Origin of the sequence: Streptomyces spiralis (assembly GCF_014654675.1) — a bacterium.
Lineage (GTDB): Bacteria > Actinomycetota > Actinomycetes > Streptomycetales > Streptomycetaceae > Streptomyces > Streptomyces spiralis.
In genome coordinates, this window is the sequence record NZ_BNBC01000022.1 from 115,808 (window position 1) to 133,403 (window position 17,596).

Genomic DNA, 17,596 nt, shown 5'->3' on the forward strand with positions numbered 1-17,596 from the left:
GGGTCGGCGCCGCGGCGGTTGCGCGTTCCGCGGTGCTGCGTAGCATCGGGGACCCCGACGGCGGTGAGAGCGCTCTCACCGCCTGCCGCCGTCGCTCCCCCCATGCACGTGTCGCTCCAAGGAGGCACCCCCACATGGCCCCTCGCCACCAGCGCACCCTCGGCCGCAGGAAGTTCCTCGCCGCTCTCGGCGGCGTGGCGGTGGCCGCGCCCGCCGCCGCCGTGATCGCCCCGCACGCCCTGGCGGGGACGCCGTCGCAGACCGCGGCGGCCGCGGACACGCTGCCGCTGACGATCGTCAACAACACCGGTTCCTTCGGCAATGCCTCCGTCCACGTGTACATCGTGGGCAACCAGGACGGCCGGCAGGTCAGGGTCACGCCCGAGGGCACGCTCGCGCCGATCGCCGTCTCGGACAACGGCGCGGACGGCTTCACCGACTACGCGATACCGCTGGCCGGCAGCGGCGAGACCCGGCTGTCCCTGCCGCGGATGTCCGGCCGGATCTACGTGTCCCTCGGGCAGAAGCTCAAGCTGCGGGCCGTCACCGACGGGGCCGGCAACCCCGCCCTGCAGTACCCGGCGGGCTGGGTGTCCTCCGACCCCAACTATCCGGTGCTGCACGACTGCGCCGAGTTCACGTACAACGCCTCGGGCATGTTCTGCAACACGACCATGGTCGACATGTTCAGCGTGCCGCTGAGCATCCGCCTGACCGGCGCCCGGGACCAGACGACCGGCACCCTGCGCGACGGCGGACGGGCGGCGGCGTTCGCCGCCGTGCGGCAGGCCGAGGGGTTCGGGAAGCTGGTCGTGGACGACACCCGGGTGATCGCCCCGGGCCACGGACTGGACGCCGGACTGTTCGCCAAGGACTACTTCGCCCCGTACATCGACGAGGTCTGGAGCACGTACACGGGCAAGGACCTCACGGTCGCCACGGCCGCGGGCACGTTCACCGGCCGGGTGCGCGGCGGGAAGCTCGTCCTCGCGGGGCCGGCCACCGTCTCCTTCGACCAGCCGACCACCCGGGACGTGCTGTTCTGCGACGGCGCGCTCGCCGCGCCCAACGACGGGACGACCGGTCCCGTCGCCGCGGTGGTCGGTGCCGGTTTCAACCGTTCCACGCTGCTGGCCTCCGCAGCCCAGCCGGTGACCGACGCCTCCTCCTTCTACCGCACCGCCGTCACCAACCACTACGCCGCCGCCATGCACGCGGCCACCGGGGACGGCCGGGCCTACGGCTTCGCCTTCGACGACGTGGCGGACTTCGCCTCCTACATCCAGGACACGGCCCCTTCGAACATCCGCCTGACCCTTACCCCCTTCTAGATTCCACCGGGGGGTCTCGACGTGCGGCCGGGGTGGGGGCGTAGCAGCGTGGTGGTGTGGTGAAGGTGCCTGTTCCGGCGGCGCGCCGGGATCCGCACCGGCGAGGCTGGCTGCGGGGCGCGCCGCCGCCTCGCTGGGTGCGGGTGCTACCGCTCGCGCTGATCGTCGTCGTGGGCTCGGTCACGCTGGCGAGCCCGAACCCGATCGACGTCGGCTTCCTGCTGGGTGCGATCCCGCCGCTGGCCGTGATGTCGTACGGTCCGCTGGCGACCGCGGTGATGGGCTGCGTGGTGGTGGCCCTGCTCACCGTGCCGGTGTTCGGGCTGGACCACCCGGGCAACACCGACCTGGAGACGATCTGTTTCGTCGCCGTGCTGAGCGTGTTCCTCTCCTATGTGCGCAGCCGCCGGGACGCGCAGCTGAACCTGGAGCGCATGGTCGCCGAGGCCGCGCAGCGGGCCGTGGTCCCGCCGCTGCCCGAGCGGGTGGGCACGGTGCGCTGCGCGGGCCTGTACCGGGCCGCGCAGCTCGGGACGCTGGTCGGCGGGGACTTCTTCGACGTGCGCCGGGGCCCCGCGAGCGGCGTACGGGCGGTCATGGGCGATGTGCAGGGACACGGCCTGGCGGCGGTGTCCACGGTCGCCGCGCTGCTGGGGAGCTTCCGGGAGGCGGTGCTCGACCGGCCGGACCTCACGGCGGTCGCCGCCGCCCTGGACCGCCGGCTCATGGTGGACTCGGCGGAGGTGCGGAACGCGGAGCTGTTCGCGACCGCCGTACTGCTGGAGTTCTCCGGCGACGCGCGGTCCGTGCGGATGGTGACGTGCGGCCACCCTCCCCCGGTCCTGCTCCGGGACGGGAAGGCCACGGAGATCGAGCTCGTGCCGTGGACACCCCTGGGCCTGGGCCTGTCCGACGGGGTGCCGCACCAGGACGGGCAGGTCCTGCCGCTGCGGCCGGGTGACATGTTGTTCCTGGCCTCGGACGGGGTCACCGAGGCCAGGGACGCCCACGGCGCGTTCTACCCCCTGCTGGACCGCCTGCCCGGCCTCGCCGACCGGGACCCGGCCGTTCTCGCCGGTCATGTGCTGGCCGATCTCCTGGCGCACAGCGGCACGCTCCGCGACGACGTGACGATGCTCGTCCTGACCCCCTGCCCGCGGGACGCTCCCTGACGGGGCTGGTTAGGGCGGCGGGGACGGAGCTGGTTCGGTCGACGGCGACGGCGCCGGCTCAGGCGGCAGCGGCACAGCCCGCGGCGCAGAGCTCGCCGTGTCCGGGAGCGGTGCAGTCGGCGGCGACGGGCCGAGACGGCACCGGGCGCGGCGCGGCCGGTACGGTGCCGCCGATCGTGACCGGCAGCACGCCGGCCGCACGCTCCGCGGGGGCGCGGCGTGCGCGGCGGTCGCGCAGGACGGCACCGGTGCCGATGGCGCCGGCGATGAGGACGCCGCCGATCACCAGTGCGCCCCTCGCCCCCGCGGTCTGCATCAGCACACCCAGCAGCGGTGGGCCGACGAGGCTCCACCCGGTGCTCGCGGTGCGCCACACGCCGAGGACCCGGCCGCGCATGTGCGCCGGCGGGTCGGTCTGCAGGACCGTCGTGCCGGCGGTGTCCGAGACGGACTCCACCACGGCCATCGGGGCGACGAGCAGCAGCAGGACCCACAGGGTGGGGGACAGACCGGCGGCGATCTGGAGCACGGCTCCGGCCGCGGCGAGGGCGCCCACCAGGCGTACGGAGGGGCTGCGCAGGCGTCCGGCGAGCACCGCGCCCGCCACACCGCCCACGGCCAGCACGCTGGAGACCGTGCCGAAGGCCCCGGCGGCGCCGCCGAGCGGTCCGGTGACCAGCACGGCCAGGGTCAGGCCGTAGTTCCGGCCGAAGACGCTGCTGAGCGCGGTGATGCCGGCCAGGGCCACGAGCCGCGGGCGGCGCAGGAAGAAGCCGAGGCCCTCGCGCGCTCCGGTGCCCCGCCGCGCGGGCGATGCGGCGGCCCCGTCCTGCCGGGACCCGTCGGCCGTCCGCTTCCGTTGCCGGGGCGCCGCGGCCGGCGCCTGCCCTGCCTCCGGGTGCGGTCGCAGGAAGGGGATCACCGCGGCGACGGCCAGGAAGGACACTCCGTTGGCGGCGTACGCCGCTCCGGGTCCCCACAGGCCGACCACCACGCCGGCCAGCGCGGTTCCGCCCACGCGGCCGGCCCCGCTCACCACCGAGCCCAGGGCGATCGAGGAGGGCACGTCCTCGGCGGGCACGAGATCGTTGCCGAGCAGGGCGCAGGCGGGCGCGTCGACGGTGGCGATCAGTCCGGTGACGGCGGCGAGCACCATCAGGATCGGCACCGTCAGGTGGTCGGTGACGACCAGCCCGGCGGTGAGGAAGCCGACCAGGGCGAGCAGGGCCTGGCTCACCGAGGCGGTGAGCCGGCGCGGCCAGGCGTCGACGGCGGCGCCGCCGAGGAGTCCGAGCAGCAGCCCGGGCGCGGCCTGTGCGGACAGCGACAGGCCGGTCGCCGCCGCGGAGCCCGTGAGGTGGAGCACCAGCAGGTTCTGCGCGGTCAGCTGCATCCAGGTGCCGGCGTTGGACACCAGGTTGGCGGCCGACCACCAGCGCATGCTGCGGTGGCGCAGCGACCGCCACGGGGCGCGGTCCTCGCCGGCCGTCGCCCGGCGGTCCGGGCGGCGGAGAGAGGGCAGGAGCACGCGGCGCGGCGCGGCCGAGGGCTGGGGGGAAGGAGCAGTGGTGGAAGAAGCCACAGAAAGTCGTTCTCTGTCGGAGACCGGACGGCTTGCCGTGCTGTGCCGCCAGGGGCGGCTCGACGGTGAGACGTGGCCCGGCACAGCGGCTGCCCATCTTCGCCCAAGGCAGGGGACAGTCGACGATCACACCGCTTCCCGGCGGCCGACACGTGCCCCAACTGGCTGCCGGCACAAGTGAGTTCGCGTTGTGGTGGTGTTCCTCACAGGCCGCGCCGCGGACAGAGACCTGGAACACACCGCCGGACGAGACAGGGCTCCGCTGTGAGATGCGCCTCTGTCCCTCTCTCCGGAGGAGGCCGGACCGGTCCCCCGCTCCGGTCCCGCCTCCGCGGTGTGTCGAACCTACGTCGCTCTCCGCAGCCGTCGACATCGCGCCAGTGCCCTCTCGGCCGGCCGGAGGGCTCACCCGTGCACAACTGAGTCCGCTATGCCCTCGTTCGTGCACACCGGCGCCTTCGTGGTCCTCATACGGGCCCGTCGAGGGCGGGCGGTTCCAGGTCGCCCACCACGAGATGGGCCAGGACGACCTCGTACAGGTCGCTGCCGGTGTCGAGGAGCCGTCGTTCCAGAACGGGCTCGACGCCGCGGACGTGCTCCCGCACCGTCTGCGCGTGGACACCGAGCAGCCGTGCGGCGCGCTCGGCGTTGCCGCCGGCGGCGATCCAGGCGCGCAGGGTGCCGCGCAGGTCACGTGTGTCCGCCGTCAGCCGCCCGAGGAGCTCGTGCGCCCAGGTGCGCAGCGCCGGCCCGGACAGCAGATCACCGAGGCGTACGGCTCGGTCCCGCGGTGCGGGGGTGGCGGCGGTCTCGTCGTGGAGGCCCGCCTGGGTGTTCAGGGCCAGGTGGACGGCGGCGCGGACGGTCAGCGGGGAGAGGTCGGTGCCGAGCAGCCGCTCCAACCGCTCCATCCGGGCGCGGACGGTGTTGCGGCTCACACCGAGGATCCGCGCGGCGCTCACCGCGGTGAACTCCAGCCCCAGCCGCACGGTGGCGACCAGCTCGGCCCGGGTGTGGTGGGGCAGGGCGTCCAGCGGCCGCAGCAGCCGGTCCGACCAGGCGCGCAGCGCCCCGGGGTCCATCAGGCGCTCGGGGTGGGTGCGCTCGGCGTACACGGCCGTGCCGTCCGGGCGGAACCGGGCCAGGGCGAGGGCGCTCACCGCCTGCCCGTACGCCGTCGCGGTCCGGGCGAGACTGTGCCGGGCGCTGCCGCCGAGGAAGGTGCGCGGGCGCCCGCCGACCAGCGAGCGCAGGGCCGGGCCGGTGGTCTCGGCGGGGGCGACCACGATCACATGGCCGTCCACCGCCGGGCAGCGTACGACCAGGGCCTGCCCGCCGGTGGCGTCCAGGCAGTCGGCGGTGAGCCGCTCGCGCTCCTCGCGGTGCGTCTCCAGGACGTAGACGTGCGCGGTGTCGGTGTCGAGGAGACCGGGCCACGGGCCGGCGGACACCCGGCGGGCCGAGACGGTGTCCTCCACCATCAGCAGTTGCAGGACCGCCAGCCGCAGCGCGGACGTCGCCTCCTGGAGCCGGCGTCCGGCCTCGCCGCTCTCGCGGGCGCGCAGCAGCAGCTCGACCACTCCCGCCGTGTGGCTGAGCACGTCGGCGGCCTCCCGGTCGAAGGGTGCGGCACGGGAGACGGCCAGCACACCGGCCGGAGGCGAGTGCTGGCCCCCCACGCGCACCACGCGCAGGTGGCGCCGCTCGTCCTCCAGCGCGGCGGAGGCGAACCGGCCGGAGACGACGTCCGCGACCAGTTCCTCGGCCGGCGGCAGGGGCCGGCCGGCGAGCAGTGCGCCGCCGCCGTCCAGGAGGCAGGCCGTGCCGTGCACGGCCTCGGCGAGCCAGGCCACGACCTTGCCCACGTCGCGCCCGGCCGGCCGCAGCTGGCCGAGAAGCTCCTCGGCCCATGTCGTACGGCGGCTCTCCCGCCCGCCTGCCGTGACGGCACCGTCCTCCTGGCCGGCCATGTCGGCCCCTGCCCCCTCTCGTCGTGCGCCGCGCTGACCTCGGCGTTCTCGGTCTGGGACGTTACCAGCGGCCTTCGCCGACCGCCCGGGCCGAGCGCTGTGACGCATGCCTCGGGACAGCGGGGAGCGCGGGAGGAGGGAAGGGGGCTTCGCCGGCGCTGCACGGGGGGAGGTGAGCGGCCGGCGAAGCCGCACGCCCGGGGCCGGGGGGCCGCCTCCGAGCGGTACACAGCTCTGGTTCCCCGGTACGGGCCGTGTAAGCACGCGAAGTTGACGACGTTTCGGCGTGTCGCGCATCGGTCGGACGGGTGGCACGTGTCATCAGGCGGGTCGCCCATGTCACTGGGCCTGTCACACGTGTCACCGAGCCCGGTGCGCGGCCACGGGCCTCGGGGCAGGCGGTGCAGGCGCGGGGGCAGGTCCGGGGCGGGGGCAGTCCGGGGCGGGGGCAGTCCGGGGCGGGGGCAGTCCGGGGCGGGGGCAGTCCGGGGCGGGGGCAGTCCGGGGCGGGGGCAGTCCGGGGCGGGGGCAGTCCGGGGCGGGCGCGGCGCGCTGACGGCCGGACAGCGGACTGCACGGCGCCCGCCGGGTGCACGGCATAAGCTCGGCGAATGGCGAAGTACTTCGACGTGCACCCGGACAACCCCCAGCCACGCGCAATCCGCCAGGTCGCCGACGGCGTGCGCGAAGGGGCGTTGATCGCGTATCCGACCGACTCCTGTTACGCCCTGGGCTGCCGGCTGGGCAGCCGCGACGGCATCGACCGGATCCGCGCGATCCGACAGCTGGACGACCGGCACCACTTCACGCTGGTGTGCCAGGACTTCGCCCAGCTCGGCCAGTTCGTACGCATCGACAACGACGTGTTCCGTGCGATCAAGGCCTCCACACCCGGCAGTTACACCTTCATCCTGCCCGCCACGCGTGAGGTGCCGCGCATGCTGCAGCACCCGAAGAAGAAGACGGTCGGGGTGCGCATCCCCGACCATGTCGTCGCGCAGGCGCTGCTCGCGGAGCTCGGCGAGCCGTTGCTGTCCAGCACGCTGCTGCTGCCCGACGAGGACGAGCCGATGACCCAGGGCTGGGAGATCAAGGACCGGCTCGACCATGTGCTGGACGCGGTGGTCGACTCGGGCGACTGCGGCACCGAGCCGACCACGGTCATCGACTTCTCCGGGGGTGAGGCCGAGATCGTCCGGCGCGGCGCGGGCGACACCTCACGGTTCGAGTAGCGACACCTCACGGTTCGAGTAGGGCCACGGCCACGGGGCCGGCGCGGCACCGCACCGAGTGGTGTGCGGCGGCCCCTCGCTCGGCCCCTGCTGAAGGTCACGTGATGTCAGCGGGCCGCGTCACCAGGGGAGTTCGACCCGGGGTGGCGGGTGCGCTGATCGCGGGCCCCCCTCCTCGGCGCGGCCACGGCGTTGTTACGGTGCACCGCGTGTCTGACTCCTCACGCGATACCGTCGAAGGCGCCGGCTGGAACGCAGCCGAGCGCGGCACCTACCGGGAGCTCATGCCCGCGCGGGTCGAGAAGCTGTCCTGGCTGAACCCCCGGACGCTGTGGGCCGCGCGCAACGGCGTGGTCGCGTCCTGGTTCGGGGACCCCACGGGCCGTACCCGGAGCCGCTGGGTGGCTCAGCGGGCCGCGGCAGGCGCCCCGGCGGACAAGGTGATCCGGCGCACGGAGGCGGATCGCTTCTCCTTCATGGTCGTCGGGGACACCGGCGAGGGCGACGACTCCCAGTACGCCGTGGTCCCCGGCTTCTTGAAGGCCTCCGAGGGCACGTCGTTCGCCGTGATCGCCAGCGACGTGAACTATCCGGTCGGCAGCACGGACGACTACGGCACGAAGTTCTTCCGGCCGTACCGGGACTACCCGGCGCCGATCTACGCCGTCCCCGGCAACCACGACTGGTACGAGGACCTCGGCGCCTTCATGCGGGTCTTCTGCGACGACGCCCCGCCGCTCGCCCCGGAGCCGAGGCCCCGCCCGCTGAGCCGCGCCTGGTGGCGTGCGCTGCTGTGGCACCGGCCGCGCCCGGCGGACGAACGGCGCCTGGCCGACGCGCGGAAGCTGCGTTCCGCGCCGGGGCAGCAGGCCGTCCAGCCGGGCCCGTACTGGGCGATCGACGCCGGGCCGGTGCGGATCGTCGGCATCGACACCGGCCTGCTCGGCACCATCGACGCCGAGCAGGGCGCCTGGCTGCGGGAGGTGTCCCAGGGGCCCCGCCCGAAGATCCTCGTCACCGGCTCCCCCCTGTACGTGGACGGCGAGCACCACCCCTGCGCGATAGAGGGCGGCGGCACCGTCGACGACGTCGTCCGCGCCCCGGAGCACCACTACGTGGCGGCGATAGGCGGCGACATCCACAACTACCAGCGCTACCCGGTGGACGTGGACGGCCGCACCGTCCAGTACGTGGTCTCGGGCGGCGGCGGCGCGTTCATGCACGCCACCCACACCATCCCGCGCGTGTCGATCGGAAACGTCACGGAGTCCGACTTCCGGTGTTATCCGCTGCGCGGCGACTCCCTGGCCTTCTACAGCAGGCTCTACGGCCGCCGGCTGCGCATGCCCCGCCTGTTCACGATCAGCGAGGCCGAGGGCATGGCCGTCATCGCCGAACGGCTCGGCATCCCCCTGACCCGCGCACAGAGCGACCCCGTACGGGTCACCCGGCGGGTGCGCCTGATCGCGAGCCTGCTGGGCACCGCCCGGCGCCCGGACCGCAGGGCCCGCTTCCGCCTGCCGGTCCGCAAGCTCTACACCCGGCTGTTCTCGCCCGGCTCGGCCACGTACAGCCCGCCGTTCTTCAAGTCGTTCCTGCGTCTGGACGTCACACCGGAAGCGGTCCGGCTGCGCTGCTTCGCCGCGACCGGCAACCTCGCCCAGGAGATCGACCCGCCGGTCGAGGACGAGGTGACCATCCCCCTGCGCTGAGCGGCGACCGGCCCGTCACCAGCGGCCCGGCTGGCTTCCGGTGATCGGCTCGGAGGCCTTTCCGTCCACCCCGACCGGCACCTCCCCGGAGAGCATCACCCGGTGCATGATCCGGGGCAAGCCGAGATGGGCGTTGTCGCCGGGCGCCAGGTGGACGGTGGCCCGGTTGTCCCAGAAGGCCACACTGCCCGGCTCCCACCGGAACCTGACGGTGTACTCGGGCCGGACCGCCTGCTCCAGCAGCATCTGAAGGATCGCGGCGCTCTCCGCACGGGAGACGCCCTCGATCTGCTCGACGTAGTACCCGTTGACGAACAGCACCCGCTCCCCCGTCTCCGGGTGGACGCGCACCAGCGGATGCACGGTGGCGATCTGACGATCCAGCAGGTGACGGACGTACGCGTCGTCGCCGGGCCGCGGCTGGTAGCCGACCCCGAGCCGGTGTTCGGCGCGCAGCCCGTCGACGAACGCGCGGACCGGGGCCGACAGTCCCGCGTAGGCGGCCGCCAGGTTGGACCATGTGGTGTCGCCGCCGTAGGGCGGGACGGTCTCGGCGCGCAGGATGGTCGCGGCGGGCGGGTCGACGCGGGCGCCGTGGTCGCAGTGCCAGCCGCGCAGCAGTGTGTGCCGGCGCCGCTGGAGCCACTCCTCGTGATCCATCCCGAACCGCCCGCCCAGCTCCAGCCGGTCGGCGGTCGTCTCCACCTCGGGAACGTCCGGCGGTGACGCACCGCCCCGCCTGCGCAGCACCACGGGCTCGCCGAAACGGCGGGCGAACGCCACATGGGCCGCGTGGTCCAGCCGCTGCCCGCGGAAGAACACCACCTTCCAGCGCAGCACCGCCGCCCGGATCCGCGCGACCACGGCGTCGTCGAGGTCCGCGGCGAGATCCACTCCGGTGATCTCGGCGCCGATGTGCCCGGCGACCGGCTTCACCTCGATCCCCTCGGTGCCCTCCGCGCCCTCGGTGCCCCGCGCGCCCGCTCCGCCCGTGCCTGTCGCCGTCATCTGCGCTCCGATGGTCGCCCGTCAGGTTCCACAGAAATCGTGACAGGCTTTCCGGCGGGCTGCGACAGGGCGCCGCTACACCGAGAACTCCCGTATCACCGTGTTCCGGAACACCGCCGTACCGCCCGCGGCGAACAGGGCCAGCCGGTCGTCGACCAGGTACGGGAACACCTCCGTGGAGTGCACATGGCGGCCGTCGTCCACGAACATCTCCACCGAGGTGCGGTCCACCAGGACGCGCAGCCTGACGGTGCGCGCGGACGGGTCGAAGGGTGTGCGGCTCTCCTGGCAGGCACCGGAGACGTCGGGGTTGACGGTGGCGCGGCGGTTGAGGAAGGCGTAGTCGCCCCAGACTCCGGCGTCGATGTGGCGGTTTCCGTCCGGGGAACGGCGCAGTTGCAGGCCCGCTCCGGTCAGCCGGTCCCAGGTGATCTCGCAGCTCACCTCGTAGGAGATGCCCCGGTGGTCGAGCACGCGGGTGCCGTCGACGGTCAGATCGCCCAGGCGGGTCGTCCGGGAGACGTAGGAGTCCAGCGCGGCGACGGGCCGGGAGGCCAGGTAGTACGTTCCGGAGGGGTCGCGCTCGAGCGTGACCTCGCGGACGATCGAGTCGGTGCCGTTGAAGCCGTCGCAGTCGATGGTGGGGGCGGTGTGGGCGTAGTCCCAGTTGTTGAGCCAGCCCAACGCGTACCGTGCGCGCGGGTCGGGGGTGCCGTCCGGCCGGTGCTTGTCGAAGGTGACGGCGGCGTACCAGTCCCAGCCGTGGTCGAGCCACTGGGGTTCGGTCGTGTCGGTGGTGAAGGAGCCGCCGTCGAAGGAACCCGTCCAGTAGGCATAGGTGTTGGGCAGCCCGGCCGGTTTGCCGTTGGCGCTCAGGCCCAGGACCCACTTGTCGGTGCCGTCGCCGGCGGTGATGCGGAACAGGTCGGGGCACTCCAGGACGCCGAGCCCGTCGTGTGTGAACGTCCCGGCGGGCGTCCATGTCCTCAGGTCCGCGGAGTGGTGGAAGCCGATGGTGTGGCCCTGCGCGAGGGCCATCACCCAGCGGTCACGTTCCTCGTCGCGGATCACCTTCGGGTCGCGGAAGTCGGCCACGCCGGGGTTGGGCAGGACCGGTTCGGTGCCGTGATCGGTGAAGGTGCGGCCGCCGTCGGTGGAGTAGTACAGGAACTGCTCCTGGTGGTCGGTGCCGCCGCCGGGTGACATGGTGACCAGGGCGACCACCGCGCCTGCGCCGAAACCGGCGGTGTCGTGCGTGTCCACCACGGCGGAACCCGACCAGACGTCCCCGTTGGGCGTGGTGTCCTTGGGCACGGCGATCCCGCGGTCGGTGAAGGAGACCAGGTCGGTGCTGGTGGCCAGGCGCCAGGCGGTGCCGACGGCGCCGGTGAGGTAGTCCGCGTTGTACAGGTAGTAGTAGTGGTACTCGCCGTCGATCCAGACGGGGCGCTGGGGGTCGTTCTTCCACTGGTCGGGGACCGTGAAGTGGTACCCGGCCCGGTAACTCGCGCAGGTCCCCTCGGACTTCGGCTTCTTCGCGGCCGATGCCGCCGGTGCAGTCGGTGCAGTCGGTGCAATCGGTGCCGAGGCTGCCGCCGGTGCGGCCGTGGACGGCGCCGCGGGCAGGAGCGCGCCGGCCGCGCCCGCTGCCGACCCTGCGAACAGTGCCCTCCTGGACATCCCACGCATCACAAAGATTCCTCTCGTCGCGACGGCTCGAACGGACCAGGAGGACTGTAGACCTAACTCGTTAAAGGTCAAGGGGCGCATGACCTCTTGACAGGGGCCGAGCAGGGTTCCCATCATCTGGGCACCGAACATCTAACACGAGTTAGGCATCCCCGATGAGCGACTCGCACCTCTCCCGGCGCACCCTGTTCCGGTACGGCGCCTACGGCGCGGGGGCCGCCGCCCTGGCCGGCACCGCCGCGAGCTGGGACCGGCTCACCGGAGCCGACATCCCCGGCCGGGACGACGGCGCCCTCGTCGTCGCCACCCTCGGCTCCGCCTTCGACCCGGCCGCCGTGCGGGCGATGCGCGAGGGCTTCCGCGCCCTGCACCCCGACATCGACGTGCGGGTCAACGCCGTACAGGCCGTCGACTGGTCGGACTTCTTCGCCAAGATCCTCACCCAGATCGCCGCGGGCACCGCCCCCGACCTGGTCTACGTCGCCACCGAGGGCGTCCAGCTGTTCGCCCGGCGCCTCGGGGTCCCGTTGGACCACTGGGTGAAGCGGGACGCGGCCGAACTGCGCGAGTACTTCGCCGACGTCCACCCCTCGCTGGTGGAGTCGATGATGTACGAGGGGAGCCTGTACCAGCTCCCGGTCGAGTTCAACGCGGCCGACTTGTACCTCAACAAGCAGGTGCTGAAGCGGGCGGGGGCCGAGTTGCCGCCGGCCGACTGGACCCGGGACGACTTCACCGCGCTGCTGCGGCAGATGAAGCGTGCGGGCGACTCGCACTTCACCCCGTACTTCTGGACCAACCGGCTGTGGGGCGGTGTCGTCCCCTGGCTGTTCGCCAACGGCACCGATCTGCTCGCCGAGTCCAAGGCGCCCGGCGGAAGCTGGCTGTGGGACAGCTTCTACCCCGCCGCCCAGCGCGCGGGCCGGGGCGGCGGCTTCCGGTGGACCACACCGCAGGCCACCGACGCCCGGGTGGAGGAGGCGTACGACTATCTGGCCTCCCTCGTCCAGGAGGACCTGTGCACCCGCCCCGAGGGGGGCAACGGCAGCAACCTCGTCGGTGTGTTCTCCACCGGCCGGGTCGGGATCACGCCGGCCGGCGGCTTCTGGGCGGGCGGACTGCACCTGGCGGGGATGCGGCCGGCCGACTACGACGTGCAGTACTTCCCGCGCTGGCGCACCCAGCGCCACCAGTTCGGCGCCGCGGGCTACGCGCTGCTGCGCACCTCGAAGAAGCAGGACGCTGCCTGGGAGTTCATCAAGTACGCCGTGCGCCGGGACACCCTGACCCGGCTGTTCCGGGCCAACCAGACGACCCCGGCCCGGCGTTCGATGCTGACCGAGTCCCGCTACACGCAGACCGGTCCGGCGCACTGGCGGGTCTTCTACGACACCCTCGACCGCTTTCCCGACACCGGGCCCATACCGGCCCCGCCCCAGGTCGCGGAGGTGACGGAGGTGCTGCTCAAGCACACCGGAACGGCTCTCGCCTCCCCGCGCGCGGTGCGTCCCGCGCTGCGCCGGATGCAGAACGACCTGGAGAAGGCCATGGAGCGTGACGTATGACGAACATCCAGATCCCGGCCGTACGGCCCCGGCCGGCCGCCCCGTCCGCCGTCGCCGCCCGGCGTACCGCCCGTGACCGGGGCACCCGGCTGCTGGCCGCGCTGTTCCTGGCTCCGACGGTCGTCGGCATCGTGGTCTTCACGGTCGTGCCGATCGCCGGCTCGGTGGTGCTCAGCCTCTTCCACTGGGACGTGATCGACTCCCCGTCCTTCGCGGGCGGCGCCAACTACCGTGAGGTGTTCGGCGACTCGACGGTGCTGGTGTCCTTCCGCAACACGCTGGTGTTCATGGTGCTCGCGGTCGCCCTGCAACTGCTGATCGCGCTGGTCCTCGCCCTCACCCTCAACGGGCGGATGCCCACCTGGCTGCGCTCGGTGTTCCGCTCGGCGTTCTTCTTCCCGCTGGTGCTGTCCGCCGCCTCCATCTCGGTGGTGATGAAGTACCTGTTCAACCAGGACTTCGGGGTCGTGAACTGGCTGCTCGGTCTGGTCGGGGTCGCCCCGGTGCCCTGGCTGACCTCGGAGCACGCGGCGATGGCCACCGTGATCCTCGTCTACGTCTGGCAGCAGTTCGGCTTCTCCTTCCTGCTGTTCGTCGGCGGTCTGAACAACATCCCCAAGGAGATCCACGAGGCCGCGGCCCTCGACGGGGCGACGGGGCTGCGCAAGCACCTGGCCGTCACCCTGCCGCTGCTGTCGCCGACCCTGCTCGTCGCGTCCGTGGTCGGCATCATCAACGCGCTCCAGGTCTTCGAGCAGCCGTACGTCCTCACCGCCGGCGGGCCCGGCGACGCCACCCGCACCGTCGTGATGGTCATCTACGAGAGGGCCTTCGAGCAGCTCCGCTTCGGCGAGGCCTCCGCGGTGGGCGTGCTGCTCTTCGTACTGATCATGGCGGTCACCGCCCTGCAGTTCCGGCTCAGCCGGCGCTTCGTCCACTACCAGTGAGCCGGGTGAGTCCCATGAGCCAAGCAACCCTGTCCCTCAGCCGTGCCCGGCACTCCCTCGCGCCGTGGGCGCGGATCGCCGGGCTGACCGTGTGCGCCCTGCTGACCCTCGGGCCGGTCGTCTGGACCGTCTCCACCTCGCTGCGCACCCCCGCCCAGTCCTTCGAGCTGCCGCCGCGGATCATCCCCACCCACCCCAGCGCCGCGGCCTACCGGGGGGTCTTCGACCAGCTCGACGTGTGGCTGCTCGCGCTGAACTCGACCCTGGTGACGGCGCTGATCGCGGCCGGCCAGATGGTCACGGCCGGGCTCGCCGGATACGCCTTCGCCCGGCTGGAGTTCCGCTTCAAGAAGCCGCTGTTCGGGCTGGTGCTGGCCACCATGATGGTGCCGTTGCAGGTCACGATCGTGCCGGTGTTCCTGGTGCTGAAGTCGATGGGTCTGACCGACACCCTGCTCGGCCTGATCGTCCCGGCCTTCCCGACCGCCTTCGGCACCTTCCTGATGCGGCAGTACTTCCTGGGCATGCCCAAGGACCTCGGCGAGGCGGCCATGCTGGACGGCGCCGGCCCCTGGCGGGTCTTCCGCTCCGTCTACGCCCCGCTGGCCGCGCCCGGTCTCGCCATCGTCGGCGTGCTGGCCTTCAACTACCACTGGAACGAGTTCTTCCGCCCGCTGATCCTGGAGACCTCCGGCCAGAACTACACGCTGCCGCTGGGTCTGGTCTCCCTCCAGGGCAACCTCGGCACCGGCTCCGTCTCCGTGGTCCTCGCCGGTGTCGTGCTGTCGATGATCCCCGCCGTCGCCGTCTTCGTCGTCGGCCAGCGCCCTCTCCGCGAGGGCATCACCTCCGCAGGAGTCAACCGTTGAGCCTCGCCGCTCCGTCCACCACCGGTCCGCACGCCCCGCGCTTCCGGGTCCGTCCCGCCGCCCACTGGATCAACGACCCCAACGGGCCGTTCCGCTGGCACGACCGCTACCACCTGTTCTACCAGCACAACCCGGACGCTCCGGTGCACGGGAACATCCACTGGGGCCACGCCTCCAGCCCCGACCTCGCGCACTGGGAGCACCATCCCCTCGCCCTCACGCCGACGCCCGGCGGCCCGGACGAGGCGGGCTGCTGGTCGGGGTGCGTGGTCGACGACGGAGGCACACCGACGGCCGTCTACACGGGAATCGACCACGATCACACCGGTGTGGGCGCGATCTGCCTGGCCCGGGCCGCCGACCCGGACGACCCACGGCTCCTGAACTGGCGGCCGCTGCCCGAACCCGTGGTGCCCGGACCGCCGGAGGACCTGGACGTGGTGATGTTCCGCGACCCGTTCGTCTTCCGGCACGCGGGACGGCGCTGGGCCCTCGTCGGCGCCGGACACGCCGACGGTACGCCGTCCGTCCTGCTCTACGACTGCGACGACCTGACCCGGTGGCGCTTCGCCGGGGTGTTCCTGGACGGCCACGACCCGGTCGCCCTGGACGCCTTCGGCGACCGGGCCGTCGGCTGGGAGTGCCCGCAGCTGCTGCGCACCGCCGATGGCACCTGGGTGCTGGTCGTGTCGCTGTGGGACGGGGACCCCTGCTCCACCGGCTACCTGGCGGGGACGCTGCCTACGTCTTCCGACGGCGGGCCGCGTTTCGAGGCGCGCGCCGCGGGCCGGCTCGACCACGGCCGTGACTTCTACGCTCCCGCCGTACTGCAGGAGGACGACCGGGCCCTGATGTGGGGCTGGTCGTGGGAGGCGCGCGGGCAGGACGAGGTGGCGCGGGCCGGCTGGGCCGGGGTCCTCACCGCGCCACGGGTCGTCGACGTCCGGCCGGACGGCTCGCTGCGCGTGTCCCCCGCGCCGGAGCTGGACCTGCTGCGCGCCGCCGAGCCGTTCGTCACGGCAGCGGACCGCCCGGACCGCCCGGTCCGGCTCCCGGAGGCGTACGACCTGACGCTCACCGCGCGCGCCCCGACGACGGCGACGCTGCTGCGGTCCGCCGACGGGAGCGCGGACCTGACCGTCCGCATCGACCCGGACGCGGGAGCGGTCACCCTCGACCGCGGCACCCGTCCCCGCGCGGGCCGCGAGGGCTCCGGCCCGATCGCGGTGCGTCTGCCGCGGCGGCGCGAGATCACCGTCCGCGTTCTCGTCGACGGCTCGCTCGTCGAACTGTTCGCCGAGGACCGGGCCATGGTCACCGAACGCGTCTACCGGCGGCCGGACGACGTGGCCGAACTGGTGGTCGAGGGCACGCCGGCCGCAGTCACCGGATGGGAGCTGGTCCCACAGAGGCACGGCTGACCACCGGGCAGGCCACACGGCGCGTGGTGGCCGGCGGGGTGCGGCCGGTGCCGATGGCGTCCAGGAGCAGCCGCGCCGCCGCCTCGCCCATCGCCCGGTGCGGCAGGGCGACCGAGGTGAGCGGCGGGGTGAGGAAGGCGGCCATGTGCTCCTGGTCGTCGTAGCCGACCACCGACAGATCGGCGGGAACGTCGATCCCGAGCCGGGTCGCGGCGTGCAGGACGCCCGCCGCGACCCGGTCGTTGTAGCAGAAGACGCCGGTGGGGCGCTCCCGTGGGTCGGTGCCGGCGAGCAGCCGGATCGCGCCCTCGTACCCGCCGGAGATCTCGCCGCCGGTGCGGACCACCCGGTCGCGGGGCACGGTGATGCCCTCGGCGCGCAGCGCGTCCCGGAAGCCGCGCAGCCGCTCCGCCGACGCGATGTCGTCGAGCCCGCCGACCACCGCCAGCCTGCGGTGCCCCTGGTCGAGCAGGAGCCGGGCCGCACTGCGGCCGCCGGCGCGCTCGGCGGGGACGACGGCGGGCAACGAGTCGTCCTCGGGCAGGCAGTTGGCCAGCACGGAGTGGGTGCGGTGCAGGCCCTCCGGGACGCGGACCCGGCGCAGCGACATGGCCGCGTAGATGATGCCGTCGACGCGTCGGTCGAGGAGCTCCGCGACGGCCGCGTCCTCCTTGGCCGGGTCGCCGCCGGAGTCGATGGTGAGCACGAGGTGGTCGTCGGCCCAGGCGGTCTCCATGGCACCGCGCAGCAGCCGGCCCGCGAACGGCGAGGAGGCGATCTCGTCGGTGACCAGGCCGATCACGGCCGTACGGCGGCGGCGCAGGCCGCGCGCCACGGGGTCGGGACGGTAGCCGAGCCGGGCCGCGGCCTGCCGGATGCGCTCCTGGGTGGCGGGCGAGAGGTTGCCCTCGGCCCGGCCGTTGAACACGAAGGAGACGGCGGTGTGCGAGACACCGGCGAGCCGGGCGACGTCCCGTGACGTGGGCCGGGACGCGGCCCGCCCGCCGCCCGTGCCGTTCCTGTCCTCGGCGCTGGTGCCCATGCCGTCCGCCGTCCTCATCCCCGTTCCCCGCCCGTCCGGTCGATCGCCCTCACCCT

Annotated in this window: 13 protein-coding genes; 8 read left to right on the top strand and 5 right to left on the bottom strand. The window is 73.3% G+C overall.

The window, feature by feature from the left end; genetic code table 11:
- Window positions 1–134: 134 nt before the first annotated feature.
- Entirely contained in the window at window positions 135–1,331 is a 1,197-nt protein-coding gene (locus tag IE318_RS22820) for a beta-1,3-glucanase family protein (protein WP_189903172.1), read from the top strand.
- Between the two features lie 56 nt (window positions 1,332–1,387).
- Window positions 1,388–2,503: a PP2C family protein-serine/threonine phosphatase gene (locus IE318_RS22825; RefSeq protein ID WP_189903174.1), complete on the top strand. Its 1,116-nt coding sequence runs from the start codon at window positions 1,388–1,390 to the stop codon at window positions 2,501–2,503.
- A gap of 58 nt (window positions 2,504–2,561) precedes the next feature.
- Here the strand turns inward: IE318_RS22825 and IE318_RS22830 are convergent, their stop codons facing one another.
- The gene (locus IE318_RS22830; protein WP_229903697.1) at window positions 2,562–3,944 is read right to left on the bottom strand and encodes an MFS transporter; all 1,383 of its coding nucleotides are present in this window, start codon (window positions 3,942–3,944) and stop codon (window positions 2,562–2,564) included.
- Between the two features lie 608 nt (window positions 3,945–4,552).
- Window positions 4,553–6,055 (bottom strand): helix-turn-helix domain-containing protein, encoded by a 1,503-nt coding sequence (locus IE318_RS22835; RefSeq protein WP_189903178.1) that lies wholly within the window; start codon window positions 6,053–6,055, stop codon window positions 4,553–4,555.
- A 611-nt stretch (window positions 6,056–6,666) separates the two neighbouring features.
- Between IE318_RS22835 and IE318_RS22840 the strand changes: the two genes are divergently transcribed.
- A complete protein-coding gene (locus IE318_RS22840; protein WP_030175341.1) occupies window positions 6,667–7,287 on the top strand; it encodes an L-threonylcarbamoyladenylate synthase in 621 nt (206 codons plus the stop codon).
- Window positions 7,288–7,496: 209 nt separating this feature from the next.
- Window positions 7,497–8,999 (top strand): metallophosphoesterase family protein, encoded by a 1,503-nt coding sequence (locus tag IE318_RS22845; RefSeq protein WP_189903180.1) that lies wholly within the window; start codon window positions 7,497–7,499, stop codon window positions 8,997–8,999.
- A 15-nt stretch (window positions 9,000–9,014) separates the two neighbouring features.
- Here the strand turns inward: IE318_RS22845 and IE318_RS22850 are convergent, their stop codons facing one another.
- Both IE318_RS22850 and IE318_RS22855 read right to left on the bottom strand, forming a co-directional pair.
- Complete coding sequence (locus IE318_RS22850) at window positions 9,015–10,007, bottom strand: TauD/TfdA dioxygenase family protein (RefSeq protein WP_189903182.1); 993 nt, start codon at window positions 10,005–10,007, stop codon at window positions 9,015–9,017.
- 75 nt (window positions 10,008–10,082) lie between these two features.
- Window positions 10,083–11,696 carry a glycoside hydrolase family 32 protein gene (locus tag IE318_RS22855; protein WP_189903184.1) on the bottom strand — a complete coding sequence of 538 codons (1,614 nt, stop codon included), beginning with the start codon at window positions 11,694–11,696 and terminating at the stop codon, window positions 10,083–10,085.
- 155 nt (window positions 11,697–11,851) lie between these two features.
- Here IE318_RS22855 and IE318_RS22860 point away from each other — a divergent pair, with 155 nt between their 5' ends.
- From IE318_RS22860 to IE318_RS22875, 4 genes are read left to right on the top strand one after another with little or no spacing between them, the layout of a single operon-like run.
- Window positions 11,852–13,261 (top strand): extracellular solute-binding protein, encoded by a 1,410-nt coding sequence (locus IE318_RS22860; RefSeq protein WP_189903187.1) that lies wholly within the window; start codon window positions 11,852–11,854, stop codon window positions 13,259–13,261.
- Window positions 13,258–14,208: a carbohydrate ABC transporter permease gene (locus IE318_RS22865; RefSeq protein WP_189903189.1), complete on the top strand. Its 951-nt coding sequence runs from the start codon at window positions 13,258–13,260 to the stop codon at window positions 14,206–14,208. The genes IE318_RS22860 and IE318_RS22865 overlap by 4 nt, the downstream gene beginning before the upstream one ends.
- A gap of 14 nt (window positions 14,209–14,222) precedes the next feature.
- Window positions 14,223–15,077 carry a carbohydrate ABC transporter permease gene (locus IE318_RS22870; protein WP_189903191.1) on the top strand — a complete coding sequence of 285 codons (855 nt, stop codon included), beginning with the start codon at window positions 14,223–14,225 and terminating at the stop codon, window positions 15,075–15,077.
- Entirely contained in the window at window positions 15,074–16,498 is a 1,425-nt protein-coding gene (locus tag IE318_RS22875) for a glycoside hydrolase family 32 protein (protein ID WP_189903193.1), read from the top strand. Before IE318_RS22870 ends, IE318_RS22875 begins: the two co-directional genes overlap by 4 nt.
- Here IE318_RS22875 and IE318_RS22880 read toward each other — a convergent pair.
- Window positions 16,461–17,540 carry a LacI family DNA-binding transcriptional regulator gene (locus IE318_RS22880; protein ID WP_189903251.1) on the bottom strand — a complete coding sequence of 360 codons (1,080 nt, stop codon included), beginning with the start codon at window positions 17,538–17,540 and terminating at the stop codon, window positions 16,461–16,463. The two genes, IE318_RS22875 and IE318_RS22880, sit on opposite strands and share 38 nt — an antisense overlap.
- Window positions 17,541–17,596: the final 56 nt, after the last annotated feature.

Bases quoted from the DNA above. Each gene is read 5' to 3' on its own strand.
- IE318_RS22835 (WP_189903178.1), bottom strand. From the start codon at position 6,055: ATGGCCGGCCAGGAGGACGGTGCCGTCACGGCAGGCGGGCGGGAGAGC.
- IE318_RS22860 (WP_189903187.1), top strand. From the start codon at position 11,852: ATGAGCGACTCGCACCTCTCCCGGCGCACCCTGTTCCGGTACGGCGCC.
- IE318_RS22850 (WP_189903182.1), bottom strand. From the start codon at position 10,007: ATGACGGCGACAGGCACGGGCGGAGCGGGCGCGCGGGGCACCGAGGGC.
- IE318_RS22865 (WP_189903189.1), top strand. From the start codon at position 13,258: ATGACGAACATCCAGATCCCGGCCGTACGGCCCCGGCCGGCCGCCCCG.
- IE318_RS22855 (WP_189903184.1), bottom strand. From the start codon at position 11,696: ATGCGTGGGATGTCCAGGAGGGCACTGTTCGCAGGGTCGGCAGCGGGC.
- IE318_RS22880 (WP_189903251.1), bottom strand. From the start codon at position 17,540: ATGGGCACCAGCGCCGAGGACAGGAACGGCACGGGCGGCGGGCGGGCC.
- IE318_RS22820 (WP_189903172.1), top strand. From the start codon at position 135: ATGGCCCCTCGCCACCAGCGCACCCTCGGCCGCAGGAAGTTCCTCGCC.
- IE318_RS22870 (WP_189903191.1), top strand. From the start codon at position 14,223: ATGAGCCAAGCAACCCTGTCCCTCAGCCGTGCCCGGCACTCCCTCGCG.
- IE318_RS22840 (WP_030175341.1), top strand. From the start codon at position 6,667: ATGGCGAAGTACTTCGACGTGCACCCGGACAACCCCCAGCCACGCGCA.
- IE318_RS22830 (WP_229903697.1), bottom strand. From the start codon at position 3,944: ATGCGCTGGTGGTCGGCCGCCAACCTGGTGTCCAACGCCGGCACCTGG.